Source organism: Allomuricauda sp. F6463D (assembly GCF_023015965.1).
GTDB lineage: Bacteria > Bacteroidota > Bacteroidia > Flavobacteriales > Flavobacteriaceae > Flagellimonas.
In genome coordinates this window covers 745,019-762,617 of the sequence record NZ_JALKAN010000001.1, presented here as the reverse complement: position 1 = coordinate 762,617, position 17,599 = coordinate 745,019, and the positions used below count along the sequence as shown (strand labels likewise).

Below are 17,599 nucleotides of genomic sequence, written 5' to 3'. Positions count from 1 at the left end.
AAAGTAGCGATTTGGGATGTAAAAAGGAAGTGGCCTTTTGGTTTCGTTTTTGTTCATCGATGGTTTATTTTTGAGTTTGGAAATGATATTAACGATATAGAAATGAAATTACTAGGTATAGGGTCAAGAATTGATCATCCAGAGTATGGAAAAGGGGTGGTAACGAATGTGTCGTCCAAACATTATTGGGTTACTTTTTTGGAAAATGGATTGGAAACCATTGATTTGGACGCCGAATTTGAAGTGATAGAAGGTGTGGAAGATGAAGTGGACAGTGTCAGTTTTTTTGATGTGGAGCGTTCTTTAGTGAAGATATTGGAAAAATGGAGCGATACCCATGAAAAAGTGGCTATTGCAGATAAATGGAAAGGTGGTAAATTAATTTTGGAGCTGCCAACAAAGAAATACCAATTGAGACCTTTTTCCATAAAATTGTGATGGTGCGCGACCGCATCCGCGTGATGGAACAAAAAATAAACAGTAGCAAAAACTTGGACGACCAAGAAAAGGTGGACCTTCAACAATACATTACCCGTATTTATGGTAGTTTAACCAGTTTTAATGTTCTGTTTAAAGCTAAAAGTGACCATTTTGTAGGAGAGAGGGGTAAATAGTTAAGCAATTAACCTATGATCGGGCATTTCATCATATGTACGACCGTTCAGTAGACGTCCACTTTTTTTCTTGTTTGTGCCTCCCCATTGTTTGAAAAAGAAGGCAACGCCCGCTTTTTTACATTGGTTCTGAATGTCCTCTACCCATTGAGGTTCTATAGGTCGTGGCTTTCTTCCACTTTCTCCTCCTACAATTACCCAACCAATCTCATTAAGGTTTAAATTAGGAAGTGGGCCAATTAGAGGTTCTAATGACAAAAATTTAATTTTAGCATTGGTTTTTCGAAGATAATTTATGCGGTGTTTAACTTCATAATTTTCTACTGAAACTCCCATCCAAATATTGGGTGTCCAGTTCAATTTTTCATGTAATTCCAACAACCTTTCATGTCTTTTTGTCAAAATTTGAAAAATATGTTGCGGATTATCATTCATTACTTGAAACACCTTTTGTACGAATGATAATGGAACTTCTGGATGAAACAAATCACTCATCGAGTTTACAAATACCATTTTAGGCTTTTTCCATGTGTAAGGTGTTTTTAATTCGGACTCATGTATTCTAACCTTGAAATTATCTTTGTACTTGTCAACTCCCATTGCTTGAAGTCGTTTGGACATTACCTCAGCATAGCAGAATTTACAACCCTGGCTTACTTTAGTGCAACCTGTGGTTGGATTCCAAGTCATTTCCGTCCATTCGATACTAGATTGAGCCATAATTATAAAATTTCGATTTTTTGAGGTTCTCTATTATACTTCCAAACAGTTGAACATTTGAACGATGGATACTTAATTTTTATTTTTTTAGAACTCTTTAAATCATTGATGACTTCAGTAACATGTTTTCCAATAAAGCCATTATTTATCATATGAATGAAAATTTCTAAATCTGAAGTAAGTTCTCCGCTTAATATTTTTTCTTTCAACTCTCTTTGAAAAGTTGGTATTTTTCTCTGATCATTTAGTTCTGGAAATAGGGAAGGAGCATAGATTAATTTTTTATCGCCTTGAATATCAAAATTTGCTTCGCCAGTTTCCTCATCCTGTTTCCAACAAATGCCTAAAAATTTCTCCATACCCAAGGGGTGCCCACTTCCAAATATTAAGCCATAAATATTTGTGCCTTTTTTTATTGAAAAAGGAGCAAGTAGGTACGATGCTTTTTCAGGTACTAGCTCAGAATATTTTTCATGAACCAACCTGTGAATTTCATAAAAAGGCTTTTTCTGTATTTCTTCTGAAGATAATCCAATCACATCTGTAACATTGCCATCGTTGTGAAAACGGTTGAACGTGGAAGAAGATATGAAGAAAATTATATCTGTTACGGGTAATCCCACAAGAACTTTAAATCTTTCTTCATTAACATATTTTACACCAAACTGATCTAGAAAAATAAGATTTGCGGCATTAACCATTTTTGGAAGTAGTTCTGGAAATAATTCGATAAAATCTTTGTTGTAAAAGTGAATATTGATTTTACCCATTGGAATGCCAAATTCTTCAATATTTTTCTTCAAAGTTTTAATATAGTCATTTTCAGAGTCATTGAAATAAAGGTTAATTTGAACTGAAGTATTTTGAACATGTTCTTGGTATTCCTTTAAAATTTCAAGAGTAATAAGCGGACTCCCAAACTTGCCTTCTGAATCTTTTCCAGGACCACAGAAGAAATCAAACAAATTAACTATTTTCTTGAATGGTCTATGGGCAGCAATAAAGACAGGAAACCATTCTTTTAGATACTCTTTATAAAGCGATAACTTAACATTAGTATCTTCAGTGAACGGTTTTTGAAAAAAATCTTCGGACATAACAATTATTAAATTTTATTGTAAATGCTTTTTTGTATGGGGAAGATTTCTTACTATATTAAATAATTTATTTAAACAGCCTCCTTTTTTTCGCTTAAATACTTCCAATACCTTTTGGGAACGTGCTGCTTATGCAATTTTGGGTTAATGCGCGATGCAATATTTGTGCTTTTGAAATAATCGTTCCAAAGAGTTTGATATTCGTATTCTTCGCTGGTAAAAGCATCATTTTTTGTCATTTTGTTGTGGTGGATATCCTTTAAGTTCAAAGAGACCATTTCTACATGATTTAAATCGTAATAAATGCCGTATTTACGTTTAACGTCATAAATCAACCATTTTTGGTCCGCATAGCGGTCCCGAAAATGTTTGGAGATAAGGGGCAACATATCAAAATCGGGTTCAATATTCGCGAAGTAGATGCCATCTTTAGTTAACTGAAACCTAACAAAGGCTTCCATCCGGTGTTTTTCCCGCCCTACTTTTTTAGATAATTGGGCAATATGGAGTACTGTAGGGTCTGCATAGTCCAAATATTTGCCGTTATTGGTTCGCATCAATTTCTGGATGTAGGAGTAGAGTATCATTTCCACACCCTCAGACTCACTCAAAAAAGCGAAGTATACATTGGATATGGCGTTATGACTCTTGTTTCGGATGCCGTTCCATACACGCTTGGCTTTTTCCACATGGGTAAAAACGGTTTCGGTATCGGAAAACAACCCACTTTGTGTTTGGTTGTTCTTCTGAATGTCGGCCACATTGATCTTTTCATCAAAGGCCATAAAAACGGCGGTCAAAAATCCGTTAAAACTGCCGTCGTAAACTAAGGTTGTTGATGTGTTCATAGCGTTTATGTTATATTATTTTGATGTCATTTCGAACGAATGTTTGAAATCTAGATTTCTTGGTCGTGAACTTCTTCGAAATGATAAGATTGTCGATTTCATATTATTAATTGAACAATGACAATTGCGTACTGTACTGACCCCGAAACTTTCCTGAAGAATTCTGCAGGATCATGCCTTTTATTTTATCCGCATCCAAATCGCGGCGTTCCCAGTAACTGGAATCGCACACCATAAAAAATTGGGCACGGTTGAGGGCCACTCCGATTTTCTTTAAGTGGTCCCAGTTCAAATTCCGATACTTGCGGGCCATCATAATCTTGTGCACCGAACGCATCCCTACACCTGGAATTCTTGCCAATAGATGTTTTTCGGCAGTATTCACATTCACAGGAAAATACTGTAGGTTCCGAAGGGCCCATGAGAGTTTTGGATCCACATCCATATCCAAGTTGGGATGTTGGCTGTTCAATAACTCACCCACAGAGAATCCGTAAAATCGCATTAACCAATCGGTTTGGTATAACCGGTTTTCCCTAAGCATGGGCACAGCTGAACCTATGGCTGGTAAGCGGGAATCGTGGGTGACAGGTACGTAACCAGAATAATATACCCGTTTCATATTATAGGTTTTGTAATAGTGGGTTGCCGAATACATAATATCCTTATCCGACTCTCCAGAGGCGCCCACGATCATTTGGGTGCTTTGTCCTGCTGGAGCATATTTTGGAGTGTTTTTAATTGTTTTTCGTTCCGATTGATACCGCACGATTTCGTTTTTCACCTTTTCCATAGGTTTGATAAAATCTTCATGCTTCTTGTCAGGAGCCAATAGCTTCAGCCCAGAAATTGTTGGAACTTCAATATTAACTGAAAGCCGGTCGGCATACAGGCCTGCTTCGTACATGAGTTCATCGCTCGCTCCGGGTATCGATTTTAAATGGATGTAACCGTTGAAGTTTTCTTCTTCACGCAGTTTTTTGGCCACTGCAACCAAACGTTCCATGGTATGGTTCGGACTTTTGAATATTCCAGAACTCAAGAATAATCCTTCAATATAGTTTCTTCGGTAAAAATTGATGGTAAGATCTACCACTTCTTGTACTTTGAAAGCTGCTCGGGGAACATCATTGCTTTTTCGGGTAACACAGTAGGCACAATCAAAAATACAATGGTTGGTGAGCAGTATTTTTAGTAGGGAAACACAGCGGCCATCTGCTGTGTAGGTGTGGCAGATACCCATCTTGGAAGCATTTCCCAAGCCTTTGGCTTTGTTTGTCCTATTACTCCCACTGCTGGCACAGGAAACATCATATTTAGCGGCATCGGCCAAGATGTTTAGTTTTTCGCGTATCCTATCAAAATTCATAACTTGGAAATATTCCTATCAAAGATATGGAAATAATCCAAATAAGGAAATAATCCATAAAATGTTTTGGAAATAATCCAAATGATGTATATTTGAAATGTGGAAAATGAATTGACCATAAAGCGTTTTATAGATATCCGGAGGGAACTCGGACATACCCAAACTGAGTTTGCAAAGTTGTTGGGGGTTAAGAACACAACTGCCGATATTGAGCGGGGTAGGACCAAACTTTCTGGAAAGGTAGTTTCTGAACTTTTGCGACAGTTTAAAATAAATCCGCTGTGGTTATTTGGAGAAAGTGACCAGAAACATTTGGATACTTCCAAAACCAGCGTTATCCCCAAAGTGGTTACCGTAGATAATTCGGACAATGACAACATGGTGATGGTGAATGCCAAAGCTGCGGCCGGATATCCCCAAAATATTTCAGATACGAGTTGGTATCGGCAATTACCTGCTTTTGATATGCCTATTCCAGAATTTAGAAATGCCACATATCGTGGTTTTCAAGTGGAAGGGGATAGTATGTTACCGAATTTGAGGCCCAACGATTGGGTTTTGGCCCGCGCTATCGAGCATATTGATTATGTGAGTTCAAATAAGATGTATGTTGTAGTACTTCAAGATTCGGTAATGGTTAAAAAAATAGAGCGAAAGCCAAACTCAAATAATATTACGCTGATTTCTTTAAATGAAACGTATCCTCCATACGAGATCAAGCCTTTTCAAATCCAAGAAGTTTGGGAAGTGAGCAGTAAACTTACCTTTAATGTGGATGCCACTACCGAAACTGGTTTGTTGAAACAGTTGCAACAATCGATGGAAGAATTGAAAAAGCAAATTGCCAAATAACCCTTAAGCAAAGAATTTATTTTTGATGGCAAATGCAAGTTTGTCTGCCGCTTTATGGTTGAGCCGAAACCAAAGCTCGGGTTCAAAAATTTCCAGTTCGGCCAAGGCCCAATTACCTTCGTTGTCCCTAAAAATATCCACTCTGGCATAAATGGGAAGCTCAGGCGCAGCTTTAACTACGCCCTGGGCAAACGCTATTTGTTCTTGATTGGGTGTATAATTGTGAACGGTGCCTCCAAAATCATCCTGAACCCTAAAATCTCCCGGTTTGGCGATTTTTAAAACTGCATGGGTAAATTCGCCATTAAATACCATCATGGATATTTCTCCTTCCGATACAATGTTTTTTTGAAACTCTTGGAGCATCATGGCCTCTTCGGCCACCAATTTTTGGAAAATACTCTCATAATTTTCAATCGCATCTTTATGAATCTTATAGGTATGACGTGCTGCTCCAGAAACACAGGGTTTTAAAATATAAGCATCAGTATTGAACCCATTGTTCACTTCGGAATTTGAAATTGCATTTGCCAGTGTGATAGTTGTACCTTTTTCAATAAAAACCGTCTTGGGAATAGTCACTCCATTATTTGATAAATCTTGCAAATAATGCTTATCAATGTTCCAATAAATGAGTTTTTGGGAATTGATGAAGCGTGTTCTTTTTGAAGTAGATTCCAACCATTTGGAAAATTCAGAAAATCTGTCAAAATAGTCCCAAGTGGTTCGAAACAGGGCGAATTTTGTGGTCGACCAATCAAAATTGGAATCGTCCCATGATTTTCGAACTACATTAAAACCTTGATTTTCTAATGCCTCCAGAACCAGTTGGTCTTCGAGCAATACATTTTTAATATAAGGGCTACTTTTTTTTGGGGCCACATACCTATGGTCCGTCAAAACAACAACATCAAATTCCATTCACTTAAAATTAAAATCCGACCGCGGTATCATCCCCTCGTTTGTCAGCTCCACCTTCTAACTTTCCATTGGGGAGAACACGAATAGCATCTACTTTACCAATAATTGGTGTACGTTCTTCATTGATTATATATCCTTTGGATTTTAATTCAGTTTTGAGTTCTTCCGAAAACCCTTCAGGTTCAAATATCACTAAATCCGGTAACCACTGATGGTGGAACCTTGGAGCATTTACTGCTTCCTGCATGCTCAGGTTAAACTCATATACGTTTAAAATAGTTTGCGCTACGGCTGTAATAATGGTTGATCCTCCTGGTGTTCCCACAACCATATACAATTCACCATCTTTTTCTACAATGGTCGGCGTCATACTGCTCAACATGCGTTTTTCAGGGGCAATACTATTGGCTTCGGCACCAATGAGCCCAAACATGTTGGGTACACCGGGCTTTGCACTAAAATCATCCATTTCGTTGTTCAAGAAGAAACCCAGCTCTTCAGAATACAGTTTAGACCCATAACCTCCGTTTAGGGTAGATGTAACGGAAACTGCATTGCCATCACTATCCACAATGGAAAAATGTGTGGTTTGTGCACTTTCAATGATTTCCACCTCGCCATGGCTTACTTTAGATGACAGCGTGGCTTTGTCAAAGGAGAAATTTGCCATTCTCTCTTGGAGATATTCATCATCCAGAATCATGTTGTAAGGAATATCCACAAAATCAGGGTCTCCCAAAAAGTAATTCCTATCTGCATATGCACGTCGAGATGCTTCAGTGAACAGTTGAATGGTCTTTGCCGAATTATGCCCAAATTTTGAAATATCATAGGGTTCCATCATTTTAAACATTTGGTTGATAGTGACCCCTCCGCTACTGGGCGGACTCATTGAAATAATTTTAATATCCTTATAATCAAAAACTATCGGGTCTCTCCAGACGGCTTCGTATTTGGCCAAATCTTCTTCAGTGATCAAACCTCCATTTTCCTGTACAAATGCGGCCAGTTTTTGAGCCACTTCACCTTTGTAAAAACCGTCTCGTCCTTCTTCAACAATTTTTTGAAGGGTTTTGGCGTAAGCTGGGTATTTTATGGTGTCGCCAGCCCTAAAAGGCCCCGCAAACTTGGTGCCGTCCCCATTGGCCTCAATAAATTGGTCCCGATACCCTTCTAAACGTTTTGCTTGCTTCTCCGTGACCACAACGCCTCTATTTGCGAAGTCAATTATAGGGTTAATAATGTCCGTCAATGGAAGTTTTCCAAACTTTCTGTGAACTTCAAGGACCCCCGCCACTGTGCCAGGTACGCCCACAGCAGTTCCACCAGAGGTGCTCATGCCCGGAATTACGTTCCCCAAAGAGTCCAGATACATATCTTTATGGGCGGCTAGGGGAGCTTTTTCTCTATAATCGATACCTCCAACTTCGCCATTGTTTTTGCGGTAAACCATAAAGCCACCGCCGCCAACACTTCCGGCAAAAGGATATGCAACTACCAAGGATAACTCTGTGGCAACCATGGCATCAAAAGCATTCCCACCTTTTTGCATAATATCGGAGGCCAATTGAGATGCTTCATCCCGTGCCGAAACCACCATGGCTTTTTCGGTAATAAGTCCGGTTTGCGTAGCGGGTTGTTGTTTGCAATTAATGAATAGGATAAAGGGCAGTAGGAGGATTAGTCTTCGCATAGGGAAATATATTTTTGTTTGGAAAAGGTAATCAATTCTTTAAAAAAGGAAGTGAACTCATTCTCAAAATCAAGATAATGTTCTTCAAGATCTAAAATGGCAAAATTCATTCTGGATTTGTTTTTGGTTCGTCGGTTCATTCCATGGAGAACCCGGTCAATCCCGGCCAAGTTTGCATAATTCAATAGCCAATTGTCCGCAATCATGTAGGGCATCATCCGTTTAGTGGCCATGGGAAGTAAATCATAATTATCTTCCAGCAAATCGTAGAAGGATTCCACAAATTCATCCAAGGGTGTGTCGGAATATTCATGCCAGTTTTTTGCCAGGAAATGATCGTAATAAATATCAACAATGACCCGACTATAATGACTATAATTTTGGTGAAGGCGTTTACTGCTTTGCCTCACAATGGGGTGTGAATCTGTAAAGGTATCTATTTCCCGATGTAAAAGGATGCCTTTTTGAATGTTATCGGGGAAATGTTTGTACTTGTTGCCACGGATATGGTCTGCAATAAAATTGCCCAAGGTAATTTCTTTATTATCAAATGAAAGATAGATGTGTGCCAAGAAGTTCATCGGAGCAAATTCCTTTTAGGTCGAAATTTACAAATTCAAATCGTGGAATAGAATATGCCCAACTATATTTGCACAAACTTTTTAAACAATTATGACACTAATCAAATCAATTTCGGGAATACGAGGAACCATCGGGGGAAATACAAACGACAACCTAACACCATTGGATGCGGTTAAATTTGCCGCTGCTTATGGGACTTGGTTAAAAGCGTATTCCAATAAAGAGGATTTGAAAGTGGTAATTGGACGGGATGCCAGATTGTCCGGTGAGATGATCCAGAATTTGGTGGTTTCTACATTGGTAGGTCTGGGCATTGATGTGATTGATTTGGACCTCTCCACCACACCTACGGTAGAAATTGCAGTTCCATTGGAAAAGGCAGATGGAGGTATCATATTGACTGCCAGCCATAATCCGAAACAATGGAATGCGTTGAAACTATTGAACGAACGTGGTGAGTTTTTGGATGCAGAGCAAGGGGCCAAAATTTTGGCGTTGGCAGAAAAAGAAGATTTTGAATTTGCAGAGGTCGATGATTTGGGCAAGATCATTAAAAATGATTCGTATATCGATATCCATATAGATGAAGTTTTGGAATTGCCTTTGGTGGATGCAGAAACCATTAAAAAAGCAGGTTTTAAAGTGGTGGTCGATGGTGTAAATTCCACTGGGGGTATCGCGATTCCCAAATTATTGGAAGAACTGGGCGTGGAAGTGGTGAAACTTTATTGTGATCCTACGGGCCATTTTCCCCACAACCCAGAGCCTTTGAAAGAGCATTTAGGGGATGTCTGCAAAAAAGTAGTGGAAGAAAAAGCCGATTTTGGAATTGTGGTGGATCCTGATGTGGATCGTTTGGCATTTATAAGTAATGATGGTGAAATGTTCGGTGAGGAATATACTTTGGTGGCTTGCGCTGATTATGTGTTGGGCAAAACCAAAGGAAACACCGTTTCCAACCTTTCATCTTCCAGGGCGCTACGCGATGTTACCGAAAAACATGGCGGCACATATAAGGCTGCTGCAGTAGGAGAGGTGAATGTGGTTACCAAAATGAAAGACAGTAATGCCATCATCGGAGGTGAAGGTAATGGCGGGATTATTTATCCTGAAAGTCATTATGGACGCGACGCTTTGGTAGGGACAGCTTTGTTCTTGATGTTGATGGCGGAAAAAGGTGGTACCGTGGCCGAACTTCGTGCAAGTTACCCCAGTTATTTTATGAGCAAAAAGAAAATACAATTGACTCCAAATTTAAACGTGGATGCTCTTTTGGAAGCTATGCACGATAAATATAAGAACGAACAGGTTTCAACGATTGACGGTGTAAAAATCGATTTTCCTGAAAACTGGGTGCATCTAAGAAAATCCAATACGGAACCAATTATCCGAATTTACACAGAAGCCAAGTCGCAACAAGAAGCCGATAATTTGGCAGATCGTATTATTGGTGAAATCAAAGAGGTGGCAGGGATTTAGGAATTGACCGGTTTTTTTAATCTTTTGGTTGAAACTCTTTTGGGGCTTTATCTTTATGTTTCCAACGTTTGTGCGTCCAGAAGTAATACTCTGGAGCTTCGCGAATAGATTTTTCCGTTTCTTTTATAAATGCTTCGGAGATTTTATAATCTTCCACTTCTTCGGGTTTTTCTGCCAAAGTTTTAAAAGTAGCCTGGTAATACCCACGCCCAACCTTTTTTACCTTAAGGTATACCGGGATAATTCCATTTTTTTTGCATATTTCTTCGGCACCTACATGTATTGGTACAAAAACCCCCATAAAGTTGGCCCAATGACGAGCCCTGTTCAACATAGGCGATTGATCACTGATTATTCCAACAGTTATTAATTCATTTGTCTGTGTTGCCTTTGCAATAATTTCCCGGGTTTCAAAGGTTTTTATAAGTGTTGTCCCATACTTGCTTCGTATGTCCCGTACCAATTTGTCAAAATATTTATTTTGTATGGGTTGATAAACAGCGTATGCCTTTGATTTCACCATTGAGTTTAAAGAGAACACCCATTCCCAACTTGCATAATGGGGCATCATTATCATAATATGTTTCCCCTCATTCTCCAGCTTTTGAAAAACTTCAACATTTGTAAAAACATATCTATTCTTCATTTGTTCGTTGGTGATCCCCAATGTTTTTATCATCTCTAAGAACATATCGCATAAGTGCCTGTAGAATTTTTTCTCTATTCTTAAGCGTTCTTCTTCAGATTTTTCAGGAAAGACAAGTTCAAGGTTGTTCCGAACAACTTTTTTTCTATAGCCAATAAGATTGTATAGCAATAGATATACTCCATCGGACAGTAAGTACAATACTTTAAACGGAAGCCTGGATATTATCCAAAGCAACGGATAAACAAGGATAAAAACTACGAGCTGCATAGACTATTCTTGTGTGCAAATATAGCTATATTTGAACCCAAACCTTTATTTATATGCTCAATTTACATATTGCAACCATAGCCATTATGGCCGCTAATGTCTTGGTATCACTGCGGGGATTCAACAACATGGCTTTTTTTGATAGATATAAGTTCAGTATCAATGCCATACAGGCAGGGCAGCGTGAGCGGATGGTGACATCGGGTTTTTTGCATGTAGACATTTCCCATTTATTTCTTAACATGTTTACGCTCTATTTTTTTTCTGATGTGGTCATAAGCTGGTTTGGACCTGCTAAATTTTTGATTATTTATTTTGTGAGCTTAATAGCAGGTAGCCTACTTGCGCTCTTTTTTCATAAGGATGAACCTTTTTATAGCGCTGTTGGGGCTAGTGGAGCCGTTATGGGAGTTTTGTATGCAGCAATATTATTGAACCCGGATATGCGGTTGGGTATTATGTTTATCCCCATTCCCTTACCCGCCTATGTTTTGGGGATTGCTTATCTGTTGTATTCCATTTATGGGATGAAGAGTAGATTGGGCAATATTGGTCATACGGCACACTTTGGAGGAGCTATAGGTGGCTATGCTGCCACCTTGTTGTTTAAACCAGAGCTTTTTGTGACCGATACTTTGATTGTTATACTCTTGGCTGTCCCTATTGTTATATTATTTGTTTTGGACAAAATGGGTAAAATATGAGTAATAAAAAAAGCCCGAATTATACGGGCTTTCTATTGTTTTGTTGAATGCTTCGCTAGTTGAGCAGTTCAGCAACTTTTTGTTCCAAAGCAGGACCTCTTAAGTCTCTCGCAACGATAACACCGTTTTGATCCATTAAGAATGCGGCAGGAATTGCATTGATATTGTACAAACGAGCAATTGGGTCTTGAAAACGCTGTAAATTGGAAATATGGTTCCAAGCCAAACCATCTGACTCTATTGCATTTTTCCAATGCTCTTCTTGGTTGTCCAAAGAAACGCCTAAAACATCAAAACCTTTTTCGTGGTATTTGTTGTAAACTGAAACAATATTGGGATTTTCTATGCGACAAGGTCTGCACCAAGCGGCCCAAAAGTCCACTAGGGTTAGTTTTGCATTGGAGGTGACATCACTAAGGGCAAGCACATCGCCAGTTGGCGTAGGAGCAGAGAAATCTGGCGCAACCGCACCGATTTCGGTAGATTTTAAATTATCAAGTTGTTCTGCTATTTGCTTTGCCGGTTCTATCGCTTTCATGTTTGAAGAAAGCCCTTCGAACATTGTTTTGATTTCGTCAACCGGAAGTGCCTTTGTGGCCAATAGATTTCCAATAATCAGTACGGAAATGTATGCATTGGGATGCTCCTTGACGTAAGTGGTGTTAAAATTCTTCGCATCTTCCTGAAACTCAATAAACTCTTCGCGCAATGCGGTAACGGTAGCTGTATCTCTTTGCTGTGCTGCTACGCGCATATCATCTTGCATGGATCTCGCACGTTGTGATAATTGACGGGACTCTGTCAAAAAGCCCATAAACAAGTCATTTTGTTCGGTGCCTTTGATCTTTGCTAGGTCCATACTATCTTTTTGGAACTCCACTGCAATAGTTCCATTTTCAAGAATTACAGGAACATTGCCATTAACTTGATCCACAAATAAATAGTGCATTTTAGGTTCGATTTGGTTTCCGTTAAAGCTGAACAAACCATTTTCAACTGCAGCGGTGTCAATATCGATTAGCTGGTTTAGGGAATCTGTAGTCTTTAAAAATATTTTGGTGCCATTTTCAGGTTCCCCCGATATCGTACCATTCAAAGTGTATCCTTTGGGGTCGGAATTACAAGCAGTTAAAAATAGAACTCCAAAGGTTATTACAAGTAATCTTTTCATTTCAAAAATGTTTAGGGTGCTAAGGTATTCAATACTTATGGCATAAAAAAACCCTTGGCACTTCTATGTGCCAAGGGTTTTTTGTAAAATTTTCTTAATTAGAATTGGTATCGGATACCCAATGCGATGTCAAAATCAAAGTCATTGTCGAAGCCATTATACCCAATCAGGCCAATTTCCGGTCTAAAGTCCAAGGATAGGAGCAGTGGGATATCAAAATCGTATTCTATACCGATATCACCTGCTGCGAATACAAAAAGTCCGTCGTTGTCATCATCAAAATCGGGGTCTCCCGGATAGTCAAAGTCTACGCTGCCCAAGCCACCGCCAACGCCGTAGTACCAATTAAAATTGCCATCCAACTGGTGTACCCATTGGTATACTCCGGTTATTTTAAAAGCGTCAAAATGGCGACTGTCCCTCCAGCCTAAATCAAATTCGGCACGGTTATATTGTCCAATGGACTTTTGGTAAGAAATTTCGGCTCCAAAGCCGTCGCTGTCTCCCAATCTAAGTCCCAAGGCATGTTCCGATATGCTCTGTGCGCTTAGGCTGGCTGTTGCAAACAAAATAAATACTGAAAATAATGTGGTAATTTTCATCAGGTTCTCGTTAAGTTAAAAATTAGAGATAGTTTTGTGTTAAATTTACGTTTGAAAAACAGTATTAGTTCCCAAAAAGTATTCCAAATTGGATAAAAATTTGTTAAAAGACCTTTCAGATGCCTTGGAAGGCGAGTTGTTGTTTGATGAATTGAGCAAAACATTGTATGCTACCGATGCTTCGGTATACCGTAAGATGCCCACAGCGGTGGCCTACCCTAGAACCAATGATGATTTAAAGGTTTTGGTTGCATTTGCCAATACAAACAAAATTGGACTAATACCGAGAACTGCCGGTACATCTTTGGCAGGTCAATGTGTGGGTGATGGTATTGTGGTGGATGTAAGTCGTTATTTTACTAAAATCATAAGTTTGGATAAGGATAACAAGCAAGTTACGGTACAACCGGGCGTTGTTCGTGACGAGCTTAATCTATATTTAAAACCTTTTGGCCTTTTTTTTGGACCAAACACCTCTACTTCCAATCGCTGCATGATTGGGGGTATGGTAGGGAATAATTCATCTGGGACCACATCAATCCAATATGGAGTAACTAGGGATAAAGTTTTGGCAATGCACTGTATCCTGTCCGATGGAAGCGATGCGTTTTTCTCGGAGATTTCCAAGCCGGAGTTTGAAGAAAGAAAGAAAGGTGATGCGTTGGAAGCCAAAATTCACAACAGCTTATTCGAAGAACTTTCTAAGCCTGAAACACAAAACAAAATAACATCAGAGTTTCCAAAACCAAGTATACACAGAAGAAATACAGGTTATGCGGTAGATGAACTGCTCAACAACCCTGTAATGGGGGATAGTGGTGCGAATTTTAATCTATGTAAGTTGTTATCGGGTAGTGAGGGTACCCTTGCTTTTACAACTGAGATTACCCTGCAATTGGACGATTTGCCGCCACAATACGCGGCTATGGTGGCCACGCACTATAAAAGTCTGGAAGATTGTTTATCGGATGTGGCTCCCGTAATGAAACACAACCTTCATTTGTGCGAAATGATGGATAAAGTTATTCTGGATTGCACTAAAAACAACCGGGCACAATTAGCCAACCGTTTTTTTGTGGAAGGGGATCCTGCCGGGATATTAATGCTGGAAGTGAAAGCCGATACCAAAGAGGACCTGAACAAGCAATTGGATAATCTATTAAAGACGATTGAACGGTCTGGTTTAAGCTATGCCAATCCTGTTTTGTACGGCGATGATATTAATAAGGCCATTGAGCTTCGTAAAGCAGGACTTGGACTTTTAGGAAATATGGTCGGGGACAAAAAAGCGGTGGCGTGTATTGAAGATACTGCTGTTGCTTTAGAGGATTTGAAGGATTTTATCGGTGAGTTTACACAGATAATGAAAGGGTACAACCAAAGTGCGGTGTATTATGCCCATGCCGGTGCGGGAGAATTACATTTACGGCCTATCCTCAATTTAAAAAAATCTGAAGATGTAGTACTGTTTCGAAGCATTACTACTGATGTGGCAAAACTGACCAAGAAATACCACGGGAGCTTTAGTGGTGAACATGGTGATGGAATTGTGAGGGCCGAGTTCATTCCCTTGATGATCGGTGAAACCAATTATGAATTGTTGAAAAGGGTAAAAACACTTTTTGACCCTAATGGTATATTGAACCCTGGAAAAATCGTGGACGCATACCCGATGGATGAATCTTTACGCTACGAAGTCGATCGTGAAGAACCCGTTGTGAAAACCTTGATGGATTTTTCAGACAGTGAGGGTATTTTAAAAGCTGCAGAAAAATGCAATGGTAGTGGGGATTGCAGAAAAAGTCACCACATGAATGGTGGGATGTGCCCAAGTTATCAAGCTACAAAAAATGAAAAAGACACGACGCGCGGTAGGGCCAATGCGTTGCGTGAATTTTTGACCAATTCAGAAAAGACCAATAGGTTCAACCATGAAGAGCTTAAAAATGCATTCGATTTGTGTTTGAGCTGTAAAGCATGTGCCAGTGAATGCCCTAGTAATGTCGATGTTGCGGCATTAAAAGCTGAGTTTCTGTATAACTATCAAGAAGCTAACGGTTATTCTTTGCGAAGCAAACTGTTTGCCTATAATACCCAATTAAATGCATTGGGAAGTAAAGTGTCAGGGATAACCAATTGGATGTACGAGTCCAAAATAGTAGGTGGAATGCTAAAAAAAGCTGTTGGTGTGGCCCCTGAACGTACACTGCCCAAAGTAGGTCGATTCAATTTTAAGAACCATGTAAAAAAATATCGTGTAAAACGTACTGATATTTCCAAAAAACGGGTAGTACTATATGTGGATGAATTTGTAAAGTATCTAGATATTGAGGTGGGCAAGGATGCAATAGAACTTCTTTGCAAGCTAGGCTACGATATAGAACTGTTTTATGGAGAAAGTGGTAGGACCTATTTGTCCAAAGGATATTTAAAGCAGGCCAAAAACCTGGTAGGCGCAAATATGAAAAAGTTAAAAGATATTTTAGATGCAGGTTTACCCATCGTTGGATTGGAACCTTCGGCCATTTTGTCCTTTAGAGACGAATATCAACGCTTGCACGACGATAAGGATCAGTTGGAAAAACTAGCTGCCAATTCGTTTTTAATAGAAGAATTTTTTGCTGCTGAAATTGCTGCCGGACATATTACTTCCGATAGTTTTACCGAAGAAGAACGAAGCGTTAAAATACATGGGCATTGTCACCAAAAAGCATTGAGCAACCAAAAGGTGACCTTTGATATGCTCAATCTTCCAAAAAATTATAAAGTGACCATTATACCATCAGGTTGTTGTGGTATGGCGGGTTCGTTTGGATATGAGAAGGAGCATTATGAAACCAGTATGAAGGTTGGGGGGCTCAAGTTGTTCCCAGCAGTGGCGAAGAGTCCAGAAGACACTTTGATAGCGGCAAATGGCACAAGCTGTAGGCATCAAATTAAAGATGGGACGAAAAGGGAGGCGCAACACCCGGTTTCAATCTTGAGAAAAGCCCTGGTTATCTAAGAAATCATTGTCAGTCTTATTTTCGTTCAAATACTCAGCGTCAACATCCGTGTTGGTAATTCCGCTATTGGTGATGGAGGCTATGAGTTCGTTCATATCCATCTCTTTGAGGTCTTCATCCATAAAAAACGGGGATAGCCTATCGTGGTTGTAATGGTAAATTTTCCATCGTTTGAAGGAATATTCCAAAGCTGTCAGGTTTTCTATCCAATCCCCTGAATTTAAGTAGGTGCAGCTCCCGTGTTTGTTTTCATAAACCTCTTTTTTAGGCTGATGTATATGTCCACAGACAACATAATCATAATGATTTTCAATGGCGAGTTCTGCTGCTGTCGTTTCAAAATTATTGATATACTTTACCGCACCCTTGACACTATTTTTGATTCGTTTGGAAAGCGAATATTTTTCGCGTCCCATTTTGGCCAGACACCAATTGAGAAAATAATTGGTCAATATTAAAAAGTCATAACCATACCCGCCCAATTTGGCCAACCATTTGGCATTTTGTATGGAAACATCGAACACATCACCATGAAAAAACCAAGCTTTTTTACCATCCAAGTTCAAAACCAACTTGTTCATTATTTTAAAGTTTCCCATGGAAGTATCACTGAACTTACGAAGCATTTCATCATGATTTCCAGTAATATAATATACCTCGGTACCCTTGGAGGCCATGCCAATGATTTTTTTTAGAACCTTTAAATGGGAAGGAGGGAAATATCTTTTGCTAAACTGCCAAATATCAATGATGTCACCATTTAAAATAAGCTTTTTGGGTTGGATACTATTTAGGTAGGTAATGAGCTCGTCGGCATGACAACCATAGGTTCCCAAGTGAGTATCTGAGATAACGACTAATTCTAATTTCCTTTTTTTCAATGCTATAGGGTTTGATTATAAAATTAAATCATGGTATTTATTTTAATATCAAATCGAAGTCATTAATACATGAGGATATTGTTAAATAATCATCATCTTGAAACTAAATATGTTACAATAATATTAAGCCATAACACTGTTTTTG

The 17,599-nt window shown here is 39.1% G+C and carries 15 protein-coding genes and 1 pseudogene; 5 read left to right on the top strand and 11 right to left on the bottom strand.

Going from position 1 to position 17,599, the window contains the following annotated elements:
• Positions 1–102: 102 nt before the first annotated feature.
• A pseudogene (locus tag MWU56_RS03320) lies at positions 103–614 on the top strand (hypothetical protein).
• On the opposite strand, the gene MWU56_RS03315 reads toward MWU56_RS03320, so the two are convergent.
• The 4 genes from MWU56_RS03315 to MWU56_RS03300 all read right to left on the bottom strand — a co-directional run bounded on the left by MWU56_RS03315 (position 615) and on the right by MWU56_RS03300 (position 4,648).
• The gene (locus MWU56_RS03315; protein WP_247042228.1) at positions 615–1,334 is read right to left on the bottom strand and encodes a DUF5131 family protein; all 720 of its coding nucleotides are present in this window, start codon (positions 1,332–1,334) and stop codon (positions 615–617) included.
• A 2-nt stretch (positions 1,335–1,336) separates the two neighbouring features.
• Positions 1,337–2,431 carry a three-Cys-motif partner protein TcmP gene (locus MWU56_RS03310; RefSeq protein ID WP_247042226.1) on the bottom strand — a complete coding sequence of 365 codons (1,095 nt, stop codon included), beginning with the start codon at positions 2,429–2,431 and terminating at the stop codon, positions 1,337–1,339.
• Positions 2,432–2,502: 71 nt separating this feature from the next.
• The gene (locus MWU56_RS03305) at positions 2,503–3,279 is read right to left on the bottom strand and encodes a TIGR03915 family putative DNA repair protein (RefSeq protein WP_247042224.1); all 777 of its coding nucleotides are present in this window, start codon (positions 3,277–3,279) and stop codon (positions 2,503–2,505) included.
• A gap of 106 nt (positions 3,280–3,385) precedes the next feature.
• Entirely contained in the window at positions 3,386–4,648 is a 1,263-nt protein-coding gene (locus MWU56_RS03300; protein ID WP_247042222.1) for a putative DNA modification/repair radical SAM protein, read from the bottom strand.
• Between the two features lie 99 nt (positions 4,649–4,747).
• On the opposite strand from MWU56_RS03300, the gene MWU56_RS03295 reads away from it, so the two are divergent.
• A complete protein-coding gene (locus MWU56_RS03295) occupies positions 4,748–5,500 on the top strand; it encodes an XRE family transcriptional regulator (RefSeq protein WP_247042220.1) in 753 nt (250 codons plus the stop codon).
• 3 nt (positions 5,501–5,503) lie between these two features.
• Here the strand turns inward: MWU56_RS03295 and MWU56_RS03290 are convergent, their stop codons facing one another.
• The 3 genes from MWU56_RS03290 to MWU56_RS03280 are packed head-to-tail and all read right to left on the bottom strand — an operon-like array spanning position 5,504 to position 8,695.
• Positions 5,504–6,421, bottom strand: coding sequence for a RimK family alpha-L-glutamate ligase (locus tag MWU56_RS03290; protein WP_247042218.1), 918 nt, complete (start codon positions 6,419–6,421; stop codon positions 5,504–5,506).
• A 10-nt stretch (positions 6,422–6,431) separates the two neighbouring features.
• Complete coding sequence (ggt, locus tag MWU56_RS03285; protein WP_247042216.1) at positions 6,432–8,114, bottom strand: gamma-glutamyltransferase; 1,683 nt, start codon at positions 8,112–8,114, stop codon at positions 6,432–6,434.
• Positions 8,102–8,695 (bottom strand): ACP phosphodiesterase, encoded by a 594-nt coding sequence (locus MWU56_RS03280; protein WP_247042214.1) that lies wholly within the window; start codon positions 8,693–8,695, stop codon positions 8,102–8,104. Before MWU56_RS03280 ends, ggt begins: the two co-directional genes overlap by 13 nt.
• 91 nt (positions 8,696–8,786) lie before the next feature.
• Between MWU56_RS03280 and glmM the strand changes: the two genes are divergently transcribed.
• Positions 8,787–10,175: a phosphoglucosamine mutase gene (glmM, locus tag MWU56_RS03275; protein WP_247042213.1), complete on the top strand. Its 1,389-nt coding sequence runs from the start codon at positions 8,787–8,789 to the stop codon at positions 10,173–10,175.
• Between the two features lie 16 nt (positions 10,176–10,191).
• Here the strand turns inward: glmM and MWU56_RS03270 are convergent, their stop codons facing one another.
• A complete protein-coding gene (locus MWU56_RS03270) occupies positions 10,192–11,091 on the bottom strand; it encodes a lysophospholipid acyltransferase family protein (protein ID WP_247042212.1) in 900 nt (299 codons plus the stop codon).
• 53 nt (positions 11,092–11,144) lie between these two features.
• On the opposite strand from MWU56_RS03270, the gene MWU56_RS03265 reads away from it, so the two are divergent.
• Positions 11,145–11,795: a rhomboid family intramembrane serine protease gene (locus MWU56_RS03265; protein ID WP_247042211.1), complete on the top strand. Its 651-nt coding sequence runs from the start codon at positions 11,145–11,147 to the stop codon at positions 11,793–11,795.
• 55 nt (positions 11,796–11,850) lie between these two features.
• Here the strand turns inward: MWU56_RS03265 and MWU56_RS03260 are convergent, their stop codons facing one another.
• The gene (locus tag MWU56_RS03260) at positions 11,851–12,966 is read right to left on the bottom strand and encodes a TlpA disulfide reductase family protein (protein ID WP_247042210.1); all 1,116 of its coding nucleotides are present in this window, start codon (positions 12,964–12,966) and stop codon (positions 11,851–11,853) included.
• Between the two features lie 98 nt (positions 12,967–13,064).
• Positions 13,065–13,568 (bottom strand): hypothetical protein, encoded by a 504-nt coding sequence (locus MWU56_RS03255; protein ID WP_247042209.1) that lies wholly within the window; start codon positions 13,566–13,568, stop codon positions 13,065–13,067.
• 88 nt (positions 13,569–13,656) lie between these two features.
• On the opposite strand from MWU56_RS03255, the gene MWU56_RS03250 reads away from it, so the two are divergent.
• Entirely contained in the window at positions 13,657–16,572 is a 2,916-nt protein-coding gene (locus MWU56_RS03250; protein WP_247042208.1) for an FAD-binding and (Fe-S)-binding domain-containing protein, read from the top strand.
• On the opposite strand, the gene MWU56_RS03245 is transcribed toward MWU56_RS03250, so the two are convergent.
• The gene (locus tag MWU56_RS03245; RefSeq protein ID WP_247042206.1) at positions 16,543–17,454 is read right to left on the bottom strand and encodes a UDP-2,3-diacylglucosamine diphosphatase; all 912 of its coding nucleotides are present in this window, start codon (positions 17,452–17,454) and stop codon (positions 16,543–16,545) included. The genes MWU56_RS03250 and MWU56_RS03245 overlap by 30 nt on opposite strands.
• Between the last annotated feature and the right edge of the window lie 145 nt (positions 17,455–17,599).